This window comes from Marixanthomonas spongiae (genome assembly GCF_003095375.1).
GTDB lineage: Bacteria > Bacteroidota > Bacteroidia > Flavobacteriales > Flavobacteriaceae > Marixanthomonas > Marixanthomonas spongiae.
Window position 1 is genome coordinate 453,870 of the sequence record NZ_QEHR01000001.1, and the last position, 13,120, is coordinate 466,989.

At 41.5% G+C, this 13,120-nt stretch carries 9 protein-coding genes and 1 tRNA gene; 5 read left to right on the plus strand and 5 right to left on the minus strand.

What is annotated here, in order from left to right; translation table 11 throughout:
* Window positions 1-813 (plus strand): purine-nucleoside phosphorylase, encoded by an 813-nt coding sequence (locus DDV96_RS02175; RefSeq protein WP_116693083.1) that lies wholly within the window; start codon window positions 1-3, stop codon window positions 811-813.
* Between the two features lie 3 nt (window positions 814-816).
* Here the strand turns inward: DDV96_RS02175 and DDV96_RS02180 are convergent, their stop codons facing one another.
* The 4 genes from DDV96_RS02180 to DDV96_RS02195 form a co-directional block, all read right to left on the minus strand.
* Window positions 817-3,822, minus strand: coding sequence for an aminotransferase class III-fold pyridoxal phosphate-dependent enzyme (locus DDV96_RS02180; protein WP_116693084.1), 3,006 nt, complete (start codon window positions 3,820-3,822; stop codon window positions 817-819).
* Window positions 3,823-4,125: 303 nt separating this feature from the next.
* Window positions 4,126-5,226: a DUF4407 domain-containing protein gene (locus DDV96_RS02185; RefSeq protein WP_116693085.1), complete on the minus strand. Its 1,101-nt coding sequence runs from the start codon at window positions 5,224-5,226 to the stop codon at window positions 4,126-4,128.
* A 193-nt stretch (window positions 5,227-5,419) separates the two neighbouring features.
* Window positions 5,420-7,138, minus strand: a complete 1,719-nt coding sequence (locus DDV96_RS16075) for a M56 family metallopeptidase (protein WP_116693086.1) — start codon at window positions 7,136-7,138, stop codon at window positions 5,420-5,422.
* A 1-nt stretch (window position 7,139) separates the two neighbouring features.
* Window positions 7,140-7,505 (minus strand): BlaI/MecI/CopY family transcriptional regulator, encoded by a 366-nt coding sequence (locus DDV96_RS02195; RefSeq protein ID WP_116693087.1) that lies wholly within the window; start codon window positions 7,503-7,505, stop codon window positions 7,140-7,142.
* Between the two features lie 140 nt (window positions 7,506-7,645).
* Between DDV96_RS02195 and DDV96_RS02200 the strand changes: the two genes are divergently transcribed.
* Complete coding sequence (locus DDV96_RS02200; protein ID WP_116693203.1) at window positions 7,646-8,221, plus strand: PhnA domain-containing protein; 576 nt, start codon at window positions 7,646-7,648, stop codon at window positions 8,219-8,221.
* Between the two features lie 141 nt (window positions 8,222-8,362).
* On the plus strand, window positions 8,363-9,436 hold the full coding sequence (locus DDV96_RS02205) for a DNA topoisomerase IB (RefSeq protein WP_116693088.1): 1,074 nt from the start codon (window positions 8,363-8,365) through the stop codon (window positions 9,434-9,436).
* A 105-nt stretch (window positions 9,437-9,541) separates the two neighbouring features.
* Here the strand turns inward: DDV96_RS02205 and DDV96_RS02210 are convergent, their stop codons facing one another.
* Window positions 9,542-10,930, minus strand: coding sequence for a dipeptidase (locus tag DDV96_RS02210; RefSeq protein WP_116693089.1), 1,389 nt, complete (start codon window positions 10,928-10,930; stop codon window positions 9,542-9,544).
* Window positions 10,931-11,064: 134 nt separating this feature from the next.
* On the opposite strand from DDV96_RS02210, the gene DDV96_RS02215 reads away from it, so the two are divergent.
* Window positions 11,065-11,146: transfer RNA gene (locus DDV96_RS02215), tRNA-Leu, on the plus strand.
* A 237-nt stretch (window positions 11,147-11,383) separates the two neighbouring features.
* The gene (locus tag DDV96_RS02220) at window positions 11,384-13,114 is read left to right on the plus strand and encodes an APC family permease (RefSeq protein WP_116693090.1); all 1,731 of its coding nucleotides are present in this window, start codon (window positions 11,384-11,386) and stop codon (window positions 13,112-13,114) included.
* Window positions 13,115-13,120 lie beyond the last annotated feature (6 nt).

Here is a 13,120-nt window from a genome sequence, read left to right on the forward strand (position 1 = left end):
ATGTTTGAATATATAAAAGAATCTGCCGACTATTTAAAGGATAAAGGATTTGACAAACCTGAAATTGGCATTATTCTCGGCACTGGCCTCGGCAAATTGTTAGAAGATGTTGAAGTACAAAGCGAAGTTAGTTACAATCACATTCCCAATTTCCCGACTGCTACCGTAGAATTTCATAAAGGGAAACTCATTTTCGGGATGTTGGGCGGCAAAAAAGTGATGGTCATGCAAGGCCGTTTTCATATTTACGAAGGCTACTCGTTGCAGGATGTTACCTTTCCCGTGCGGGTAATGCACGAGTTGGGCATTAAAAAACTGCTAATTAGCAATGCTTCTGGAGCAGTGAACCTCAACTTCAAAAAAGGGGAAATTATGCTGATCGATGATCATATTAACCTGCAAGGAAGTTCGCCATTGGCCGTTCGCGGTATTGAAAAAATGGGCGAACGCTTTGTCGATATGAGCGCACCTTATGATGCTGAAATGAACAGCCTGATAGAGCAAATCGCTTCAGAAAAAAACATCAGTATTCACAAAGGCGTCTATGCCAGTGTGGTGGGACCACAACTGGAAACCCGTGCCGAGTACCGCTATTTAAAAATTATCGGTGCCGATGCCGTAGGGATGAGCACCGTTCCTGAAATTATTGTTGCCAACCATTTGGGGTTGCCCGTTTCGGCCGTTTCGGTGTTGACAGACGAATGTGACCCAGATAATTTAAACCCGGTTGATATTGCTGATATTCTGGCCATGGCAGCAAAAGCCGAGCCCGATATGATTACTTTGTTTACGGAGTTGATAAAGAAATTATAACAACTAATAAGCTTTCATAAAATCTTCTCCAAAAACAATCCGCAACTTATCAATAAGCTCTTGGGCGTGCTCCTTGTTAAAAACCACGGGAGGTTTTATTTTTAATACATTGTAGTCGGGACCATCGGTGCTCATTAAAACGCCCAAAGTTTTCATTCGGTCAGAAAGGTACGCAGCGTGTTCGGCCAAGGGATTTTTATTGTTGTCTGTGAGTTCAAACCCTAAAAAAAGGCCTTCCCCCCTAACATCGCCAATGATCGGGGATTCTTTTTGAAGCTGAAGCAATCCGGATTTTAAAAATGCGCCAGTTTCCAAGGCATTTTGTTGCAGGTTTTCTTCTTCAATTACTTCCAACACTGTTCGCCCGATGGCACATGAAACGGGATTGCCGCCAAACGTATTGAAAAACTCCATCCCAGTATGGAATTTCTCCGATATTTCTTTTGTACACGCTACCACTGCCAGTGGATGCCCGTTACCCGCCGGTTTGCCCATCGTTACAATATCGGGCACCACGTCGAACAATTCAAAAGCCCAGAATGTTTTTCCCATCCGGCCAAAACCTGTTTGTACCTCATCGGCAATGCAAATTCCTCCAGCTTCCCGAACCGTTTTATATACTTTCTTAAAGTAATTTTTGGGCGGAACAATCTGTCCGCCGCAACTTATCATCGATTCTCCTATAAAACCAGCGATACCTTTATCCATTCCCCTTAAATGCTCAATATGCCTTGTGGCATAATTAGCATATTCTGTTCCAGCGTTTTTGCCACAGTGTTTTCCTCGAAAGATATCGGGCAATGGTAAAATATGGGTGTTTGCAGGTTGTGGAAAGCCGCCTTTACCATCAAATTTATAAGAGCTCACGTCCATAACCGCATTGGTGTTGCCGTGGTACCCAACTTCGATGGCCAACATATTTTCCTGTCCGGTTACTGTTTTTGCCATGCGTAACGCAAGTTCATTGGCCTCACTACCGGAATTGACGAAATGAAGCACCGAAAGTTCCTTGGGTAGCTTTTTCAGTAATGCTTCAGCATAATTTATTATTTCTTTGTGCAAATAGCGCGTATTGGTATTCAACACTGCCATTTGTTGTTGCCCGGCCGCTACTACTTTGGGGTGTTGATGCCCTACGTGATTTACATTATTAGCGGTATCGATGTATTTTTTTCCGTCGGAATCTATTAAATATACGCCTTCACCTCTTACAATATGTAAGGGTTCAGAATAGGAAAGACTCAAGCTTTTTCCTAAATGCTCTTTTCTGAAATCAATGATTTCTTCATCTGAGATTTTCTCTGGTGTATCTTGTGTTTCTTCGGTAAACAACAGACCGGGGTTTTGACAAATGCTTTTCCAAACCTGTTGTTCCGAAGGAAAAGCCACACCTGGAAAATTTTCGGTGTTTCCCAGCAAATCGAGCATCACTTGAAAATGAAGGTGTGGTGTCCAAATTCCGTTTTCCGAAGCATCGCCAATATAGCCTATCAATTCGCCTTGTTTGACTTCTTGGCCAATTTTGGTCAACTCCAACGAAGAAAGTGTTAAATGACCGTACAGGGTGTAAAATGGATTACCTTCAAATTCGTGTTCCAAAACCATTAAAGGACCATAGTCTTTTAAGTAGTTATTGTGGTGAAGGATGACCACTTTTCCGTCATACGCGGCGTGGAGCGGTGTTTTGGCAGCGACCCAAAAGTCGGTGCCCAAGTGTACTGTTCGGTATTGCGGGCCGTTGTTACCGTCCATTCTAAAGGCTTTGGTGGTGTAAAAAGGACGGACTTCCATATATCCATTCGCTAAAATGCTTTCAGGGTTTTCTGCTTCAATTTGTTTCAGTTTATATGCGGTGATATCGGTATCGCTGTACTCTTCTTTATTCCCTAACCACGTACTGCCAATACTCATATCGACATGGGTAACATTCTTAAACTTCAAAGAAGGAAAAAGCGTGTTCAACGATATTTTATTATTTACAACCCACTCTTTAAATTCGTATTCTTTTGGGTGTGGTGTATAATCGCAGGCATTTCTGAAATTATACAACACAAAGCTCTCATACGTACCATACCAATGTTTCAACAATTGCCACGCATCGTGTTCACTGATAAAATGATATACATTTTGGGAAACATCTGCCCTTCGCAAGGCCGCTTTTGTAACCGTTATTACCAAGCGCATACCAACAAGTGTATAGAGGCATTCCAATTCTTTTTCGGAAAGCTTGTATTTTGAATGGTAGCCTTGAACGATTTCCACGGCTGCTGCCAATGGATCTGGCGTATTCATAATGGCATAGGCAATCGTGATGGCCAAATCGTTTATGGTTTGGGTATAAACGGCATCCCCAAAGTCAATAATCCCGGTAACCTCAGGGTTTTTTAAATTAGATGAAACGATGATGTTATGGTCGTTCACATCGTTATGCACCACGCTCTTCGGAAGGGATTGATAAACCAGTTGAATTTCCTGAAACCGCTCCTGAAAAAACGAGACCATATCCTTTTCAATATCCTTAAAAAGGTCGGTGTATTTTTCGGTCCAAAGCGCATCGGCCAAATTCCAGTCAAACGATCTATTGGCTTGGGGATGTTGAAAATTCTGTAATGCTGTTGTGATTTCGCCGGCCTTTTCCCCTAAACTAAATCGCAGTTTTGAGGTTTTTGGGTTTACATGGGCCCAAAGCCTTCCGGGAAGCCACGTAAGCAAACGTGCTGTTCTTTTCTCTTCGGAAATGATAGCTGAAGTTAATGGCTTCCCTTCCTTGTTTAAGAGTATTTCGGAAAATTGACAGCTTGTTTTTTTAGAAGCCAAATGCTCCAAAACCGCTGTTTGAAATTGTAAAAAACGGTCATCTGTTTCAGTAACGGCAACCTTTAAAAGATATGTGTTGCCGTTTTCTGAAACCACTTTAAAGTTTTCGTCCTCATCGCCTTGTAGGGCCGAAGCTTTAACGGTAAACCCATAGTGTTCCAGTACTATTTGAGAGGCAATTTCCGCAGTCATTTCGGTTTAAAATTTGACTAACAATATTATGAAAAATTACAGTCATTTCGAGGAGGAACGACGAGAAATCACACATGGGTGAAAGCCAACTTTTTCTTAAAATGTTATCATATAAAATAGGGTGTGATTTCTCCCTACGGTCGAAATGACTATTGCCAGTCATTTCGAGGAGGCCCGCCTGAATGACGAGTCGGGCAGGAACGACGAGAAATCCCACCTGAGTAGAAGGCAAATTGTTTTTCGAAAAGCAGCACGTGAAATGTGGGATGTGATTTCTCTCCCGTACTTACGGGATCGAAATGATTATAGCGCGCTTTTCTGCTTTTTATAAAACGCATCGGCCTGCAGTTGCATGAGCTCGCGGGCTTTTTTGCGTTTGTAGTCGTACAGCTCTTGTTCTTCGGCAATATCGGCATAGACGCGATTGTTAATATCGCGGTCAGTAGTGACCAATACATCGCGTTGCGCTTGTTGCTGTGTAACCCACGATTTTAATGCGCTTTCCTGTTCTTCCAATTTTAAGTCATAAGCACCTTTTGGGGATAACAATTTGGCGATGATGGGTGCGGTTTCAATGGCCAAGAACAATAAAAAGATAAAGAACGATGGCAACCACGGCAGTTTGCCAAGAGCGTTTACACGGGCCATCAATCCATCAAATCCGTCGATTACCGGTTGGGTTTCGGCGACTTTGGTTTGGTATTCTGAGCTCATCGTTGCTATTTGACTTTCTAAAGCAGCTATTTTTTCAGTATTGGTCGTTCTTAATTGTTGTAAAGCGGCCAATTCGGCATTGTGTTTTTCACGTTTTTCTTTATAAACAGGACCTTTACCTATGAGTTCGGTTCCTTTTCTACCTTCGGCTTCGGCGATGTAGGTTTCATACAAGGCGTTTACTTCGGCTTCTTTATCGGTTACTTCTGTTTTAAGGGCATCGATTTCGGCATTCAATGCCTCGATGGACGGGGTGTATTGCAACGCCAATTGGTCTTTGTTGGCGAGGGTCATATCGTTTTTTTCTTCAAGCAGGACTTGATTGATTTCCTTTTCAAAAATTTTCATTTCCAAGGGCTTCGATATGACAATCGCGATAATGATTGCCAAAAGAATACGGGGCGAAGCCTGTATCATTTCGTCAAGAAAGTTCTTTCGTTTTTTAATGGTTGAAACGATAAAGCGGTCAAGGTTAAAAATGAGCAATCCCCAAACCATTCCGAAGAAAATAGCGGTAAATAGATTATCGAAAACCGTGTACAACGCATACGATCCTGCGATGGCGGCCATAACAGCGGTAAAAAACACAGTGGCGCCAATGCCAGCGTATTTGGTGCGTTCGCCGGGAGAGCAATCTTCGAGAATGGCCGTATCGGCACCGGAACAGAAAATAAAGAAACGTTGTAGCATAGGTTGATTGATTTTTGATTGATGAATACTTACAACGCTGAAAATCGGGGTTTTGTTGTGCTTTGGAACAAGAAGACCTCACAGGTTTTCCTCCTACGCTAAAAAGCTTCGGCGGACAAGTAGAAACCTGTGAGGTCTGTTGAAAATTGTATTATGGAATTTTTTATCTAAAACTAAAAGTTTCTGGTAAAAATCAACACCCGTTTAATCTCACAATTGGATATTCGCTTACATCAATAGATGCGTCCTTGCTTTTTTTAACCATTTTAATAGCTTCATCCGCACTGTATTCATGAGGGCCTATATAAAATGTTGCTCCTTTTTTTTCCAACTCTTTTATATATTCTTCTGGGTTTGGATTTGGTGGCGGAGGTGCTGGTGCTGGAAAGATTTTATTCCCATCTACTTTTGGAGCAGGAGGTGGCGGTGGTGGGGGCGGTATGTTTGCTTCGCTATCATTAACGCCTTTAATTACTTTTTTAGGGGGTTTTGGAACATCAGGAGCTGGTGGCGGTGGCGGTGGCGGAATTTGCAACGTCGCCCCTTTTTTATGTTGTGCATAGTCTGTTTTCTGAAATTCCACTTCCAGTTTTTTTAAGAAATGTTCACTGTTTTTTGAAATTAGAATAGAAGGAAGGGCCTCGTTAAAATCAGTCTTAGTCCAATCTTCGGTTATAGCATTTAAATCATCTTTAAATGTTTTAATGCTCGACGGTTTTCCGTTCAGGGTGACATTGTTCATACTAATCATAACTACAAATGTCTTTTCGCCATTTCTCGCTGCTCCTTCCATAAAATCTTCTGCATAGGTATCATACCGGCCTATTTTGTTCTCCAAATAACATTCGGGAAAAGGTTGTGCGGTCTTTTTTTGCTCAGTCGTCATCAACCCGTAAATATATTCTAACTTTTCAAGATCGGCCAAAGGGATTTTACGGTTTTCAATGGCTATGGCATTGTACCTTTTGGCTAATTTGTTGTACTGCGCCAGTTGTTTTTTAGTGGCTTTTTCAGTGTTTATTTCTAAAATCTGTTCGGTTTGCGAGCTTTGTTTTACAACTGTTTCTTTGCTACTAAAACCATACAACATCAGTGCTACTAATGGAACCAACAACAAGCTTCGGAGCCAAACTACTTTTTTTGAGGTGTGTGTTTTCATAACTGTAAATCGTTTTTTGAAGGATGAATAATTTATTGAATGCGCCAATTGTGGTGTGACGGCATGTGATGAGTATGCCAAAACCAAATTTTGATACGCCGATGTTTCTGCACCGTGCCTTAACACTGCCTTATCTGCCAAAAATTCGTGATTGAGCCTTATACTTCTTTTCAGAAACAGAAACAACGGGTTAAACCAAAACAGGACATGGAGCAGTTCTATAAAAAGGATATCAAGCGTGTGTTTTTGTTTTACATGAGCGTGTTCGTGAAGCAATACTTCCTTAGGAATCGAATTGGCTCCGTATTGTTGCTTATTCAAAAAAATATAGTTGAGAAAAGAATGTGGCACCACGTGCTTTTGGAGCAATACATAAAAAAACCCTTGTTTTTTCAGCAATGGATGTTGTTGAAGCTGTTTCCAAATTCCGAAAAGATTTCTGCAAAAACGAAAACCGAAAAATGAAACGCCTAATCCATAAATAGACCATAAAATGTATGGCAAATAATCAATGTTTTCTTTAACAGGGATTGTTCCATCTACTGAAACAGCCCTATAAGCTGGGTGGTTGGTAATGCCCGCCATTTCAACATAATTGGTAAATGTTACCAACGGAATTGATAAAGAAACCGCAACCGAACCCAACAAATAGAACCGCTTAAAGGTGTGCGCACTTATGTTTTCTAAAAAAGCCTTATAGAAAACAAAGAAAATCAATAGACAAGCGGCCGATTTAAATAGGTACCCTTCCATATCACTTTTCTTTAAGTTGTTGGTCAATCAGTTTTTTTAAATCTTCCAATTCTTCTTTACTCAAATCGGTTTCTTGTGTAAAAAACGAAGCAAATTGCGAGGCGCTATCGTTAAAAAAGTCTTTGATCATGCCATTCATTTGCTTGGAAAAATAGTCCTTCTTTTTTACCAACGGAAAATATTCCCTAGACCGCCCCAGTTGTTTGTAATCCACAAATTTTTTGTCCTGCATACGTTTCAATAACGTAGCCACCGTGGTTGGTGCCGGTTTGGGTTCTGGATAGGCCTCGATTAAGTCTTTCATAAATGCTTTTTGCTGTTTCCAGAGCAATTGCATGAGTTGTTCTTCGGAATTGGACAGTGCCATGTTTCTACAAAATTAGAATTAACTCTACAAATATAGAATAATATTTTGTATTCTACAAACATAGAATAGACTTTTTTTCAGAAAAAATTAAAATTTCAATGGAGATTGAATTAAAGTATCTTTACCGAAAATTAAAAATTATGAGCCTGGAACGCGACCTATACAAACGAGCTGAAAACAAATGTGAATTGTGTACTTCTACAGAAAATCTATCTGTTTTTGCAGTTCCTGATTCCCCTAAAGAAGGTGTGGAAGCCAGCATCTTACTTTGCTCAACGTGTAAAGAACAAATTGAAGATGAGTCCAAGCGCGACCCCAACCATTGGCGTTGCCTCAACGACAGTATGTGGAGCACCGTCCCAGCAGTGCAGGTTATGGCTTGGCGTATGTTGCAACGCTTGAAAAATGAGGGTTGGCCACAAGATTTGTTGGATATGATGTATATGGAAGACGACATCAAGGAATGGGCCAAGGCAGGGCTCGCAGAAAACAAGGAAAAAGCAATTGTGCATCGCGACAGCAACGGCAATGTTCTGGAAGCGGGCGATTCGGTAGTTCTAATCAAAGATTTAAAAGTAAAGGGAAGCAGCATGGTTGCTAAACAGGGTACAGCCGTTCGCCGTATTTCTTTGGATCACGACAACGAAAAGTATATTGAAGGCAAGGTTGACGGGCAACAAATTGTAATCATTACCGATTTTGTAAAGAAGATGTAACTTACCTAAACGCAAAGTGCACCAAGTTTGCAGCCTTTTTAAAATTTCAAACTAACTCTTTGAATAGGTTACCGGTTTTTTTTCTGAAATTTTTGTAAATCCGTTAAGATAAATTAATACTTTTTACCGCTATTTTTAAAGATGGCAAAAAAAATACCCGATCTTAAAAAAATACTGAAAAAACCTGAAAAGGCCGCCGCATTGGCAGATTTGGTGTATGTTACCGAAAAAAAACTCACCATACAAAGGCACCGCCACGGCCGTGGTTTCTATTACACCGAAGCAGGTAAAAAGATTAAAAGCAAATCGGCCATTAAGCGTTTTAAAAGTTTGGTCATCCCTCCCGCTTGGACCGATGTCTTTATCACCCCCTTAAAAAACGGTCATTTGCAAGTAGTAGGACGGGACGAAAAAAACCGCAAACAATACCGCTACCATCCACATTGGTCAAAAATACGCAACAGGACCAAGTTTTTTAAGATGGCTGCTTTTGGCAAAATACTCCCTAAGATAAGAAAGCAAATTGAAGAAGACCTGAAACGCCCAAAAATGGACCAGCGAAAATGTTTGGCGGTCGTCTTGCATTTAATGGAAGAAACCCACATCAGGATAGGGAATTCCTATTACGCCAAGAACAACAAATCGTACGGGCTTTCCACGTTGCGAACCAAGCACGTAGCGGTCATGGACAACAAATTGTTGTTTGAGTTTACAGGGAAAAAAGGCAAAAAACACCGCATCCCCTTAAAGGACAAACGCTTGCAGAAATTGGTGTTACAGTGCGAAGAAATTCCCGGTTGGGAACTGTTTCAGTACTACGACGAAGATGGCGATCACCACAGCATTGACAGTGGTATGGTAAACGAGTACATCAAGGATATTTCGGGAGATATTTTTTCGGCTAAGGATTTTAGAACGTGGGCAGCCAGCAAGATCGTTTTTGAGACCCTTTATCAATTAGGCATCGAAGAAAACAAGAAACAGAACAAAAAGAACATCCTCACGGCCATAGATGCCGCTGCCGAAGGTTTAGGCAACACCCGTTCCGTTTGTCGAAATTATTACGTGCACCCTGTTATAGTTGAAAAATACGAGGACAGTTCTATCCAGACCTATTTCGAAGAACTGGATACCATGAAAAATACGACTAAATTTTTATCGACTACTGAAACCGTACTTTTAAAATTGCTCCATGAATTTGAAGTTACTATTTAATAGTTGAAAAAAATGAATTTCTTCGCCATAAAAAGGTTGAAGGCTACAAGTCTATAGAAAAAGACCTGCACATTAGGCTAACTTGCAGGTCTTTTTTATGAACTGTTATTTACTCATCTCAGTAAAATAATGATAAAACTGCGGGATGGTTTCAATTCCTTTTAGATAATTCCATATCCCGAAATGTTCATTAGGGGAATGGATGGCATCGGTATCCAACCCAAAGCCCATTAAAATGGTCTTGCTTTTCAGTTCGTTTTCAAACAAGGCCACAATCGGGATGCTGCCACCGCTACGTTGCGGGATTGGAGTTTTCCCAAAGGTTTCTTCGTACGCTTTACTGGCGGCTTTATATCCCGTATTATCGATTGGCGTTACATACGCTTGGCCGCCGTGATGTGGCTTCACTTCTACGGTAACGGCTTTGGGTGCTATGCTTTCAAAATGATCTTTGAACAATTGGCTTATTTTCTTCCAGTCTTGGTTAGGCACCAATCGCATGCTTATTTTAGCGTAGGCCTTGCTGGGAATTACCGTTTTGGCCCCTTCGCCAGTGTAACCACCCCAAATACCGTTGACATCCAAGGTTGGGCGTATGGAATTGCGTTCATTAGTGGTATATCCCGCTTCGCCATACACATCACCAATACCGATTGCTTTTTTGTAGGCTTCTTTGTCAAAAGGAGCTTCGGCCATTTTAGCACGCTCCTCTTCTGAAAGATTCTCAACATCGTCATAAAACCCGGGAATGGTAATATGGTTGTTTTCATCTTGAAGCGAGGCGATCATTTTTGCCAAAATATTTATGGGGTTGGCCACTGCTCCACCGTACAAGCCACTGTGCAAATCGCGATTGGGACCGGTCACTTCAACCTCAACGTAACTAAGGCCACGCAAGCCGGTGGTGATAGATGGCGTGCCTTTAGCGATCATCCCAGTATCGCTGATTAAAATAACATCGTTGGCCAGTTTTTCCCTGTTGCGGGTAACAAACCATTCCAGACTGGCGCTGCCCACTTCCTCTTCACCCTCGATCATAAATTTTACGTTACAGGGCAGTTGGTTGGTTTCGGTCATATATTCCAAGGCCTTTACGTGCATGTACATCTGTCCTTTATCGTCGCAGCTGCCACGGGCAAAGATGGCTCCGTTGGGATGAATTTCGGTTTTTTCAATAACCGGATCAAATGGCGGACTGTTCCAAAGATCCATCGGGTCTGGTGGTTGCACATCGTAATGGCCATACACGAGAACCGTTGGCAAGTTTTTATCGATTGTTTTTTCGCCATAGACAATGGGATAGCCGGGCGTTTCGCAAATTTCAACGGTGTCGCAACCTGCTTTTTTAAGGCTGTCTTTTACGGCTTCGGCTGTGTTGAACACATCGTCTTTATATGCTGGGTCGGCACTAATGCTCGGAATTTTAAGCAGTTCGATCAACTCGTCAATAAATCGTTGTTTGTGTTCTTCAATATATGGTTTTGCACTTTTCATAGGAATGTATCGTATTTTTTTACTGAAAAGCTAAAGGTACCAAAAACAAAATTTTATCTAAAAAATTTGTTTGCCAATTATCAAGTTTATGTATATTTGCACTCCTTTTGAAACAAAAAGGAATGTATTGAAATGCGGGCGTGGTGGAATTGGTAGACACGCTAGACTTAGGATCTAGTGCCGCAAGGTGTGAGAGTTCGAGTCTCTCCGCCCGCACTTAATAAGAAAGCTAACTTTAACGAGTTGGCTTTTTTTGTTTTTAAACATAACGAAACTTTAATGGAGACGAGAAGTTTATCCTGAGCGAGGAACGAGCCGAAGGGAGTCTCTCCGCCCGCACATTATAAAGCTTCTCTTTTACAGAGGAGCTTTTTTTATTTAGCCCATTCTTTAACACAACCTTTAAATCTTTCCCCCCGATCTTTTTTACCTTTATGGTAAATAATCTCCAAGATGTCAAAAAAACTAAACCAATTGGAGGCTACTGCAATTTCGGGCAACGATATCAGCTCTTCTTGTTTATATGTTTCAGCCCTGGCCATATTCTACGCAGGGCAATACGCTTGGGTTTCCCTTTTAATAGTTGCCGTTGTTCTTTTTTTATTCCGAAAAATATATGGGGAAGTCGTTGGCGCCCTGCCATTGAACGGCGGAGCCTACAATGCATTGCTCAATACCACCAAAAAATCGACCGCCTCGCTCGCTGCAGCCTTGACGGTGTTATCGTATATGGCAACCGCCGTGCTTTCGGGTAGTGAGGCCGTAAAATACGCCGCCAGCATATGGGATGGCATCCCGGTGTTTCCGGTAACCATTGGGGTGCTTTTTGTTTTCATGTGTTTGGTTATTTTAGGTATCGGGGAATCTTCAAAAGTGGCCATTGCCATATTTTTGTTTCATTTAACTTCTTTGACCTTGCTTTGCGGTTTCTGTATCTACCATTTTTTTACCAGCGGGTTCGACATATTGACGGCAAATTTTAACACCCCTATTCAAGGAAGCATCGTAACGGCCTTGTTTTTCGGCTTTTCTGCGGCTATGCTTGGTATTAGCGGGTTTGAAAGCTCTGCCAATTTTGTAGAAGAACAGAAAAAAGGCGTCTTCCCCAAAACCTTGCGGAATATGTGGGTTATTGTGAGCATTTTCAATCCGCTTATCGCCTTTTTGGCTTTGGCCATCATCCCCATTGAAACTGTAAATGCGAATCAAGATGCTTTGTTATCGTTTTTAGGGAAGGCTTCTGGCGGAAATTGGCTTTCGTTTTTAATTGGGCTGGATGCCGCATTGGTGTTGAGCGGGGCGGTATTGACATCGTTCGTTGGGGTTGGCGGATTGATGGAACGCATGGCTTTAGACCGTATTTTGCCAAAATTTTTACTGAAAAAGAGCAAACGGAACACCTCTTACCCCATTTTTATCTTGTTTTTTGTGCTCTGTACCTCCATTTTATTTGTAACCGAAGGCGATCTCGCCAAACTTGCTGGGGTTTACACCATTGCTTTTTTATTGGTCATGGTGCTTTTTGGCATTGGCAATATTTTGCTGAAAGTAAACCGAAAAACCCTTCCCAGGCCCGAACGCGCCAGTTGGACTGGACTTTTAATAGCCATCACCGCCGTGGCCGCTGCCATTGTGGGCAATATTGTATTAAACCCACCCTACCTTGCTATTTTTATCGAGTATTTAATCCCTACGCTTATGGTCGTGTTTTTTATGTTGTACCGTACGTATATTATGAAAGCTGTTTTATCGATGGCAAAATATATTTTTCCCGAAAACCACAAGTTTTTACGGCTGTTGCACAGAAAAACCGTCAAAGAACTGGCGCAGATTAATAATCAGGAATTTGTGTTTTTCACCAACCATGAAAATGTTGAAATGCTCAACAAGGTCATGCTCTATGTAAAGAAAAATGAACCAACCCGAAAAATAAAAATAGTTGCCGTACTGGAAGAAGGCGCCACGGTTGAAGGCGAGCTCAAAAAAGACATTGAAGTGCTCAACAGGGCCTATCCAGATATCCAGATCGATTTTGTAGAAGAACCCGGAACATTCAACCCAGAAAAAATAAAAGAACTTTCCAAACGATGGAACATCCCTACCAATTTTATGTTCATTGGCGCCCCAGGAGAGCATTTTCCTTACCGGATACAAGAATTGGGCGAAGTGCGGCTTATTATTTAAAATTTC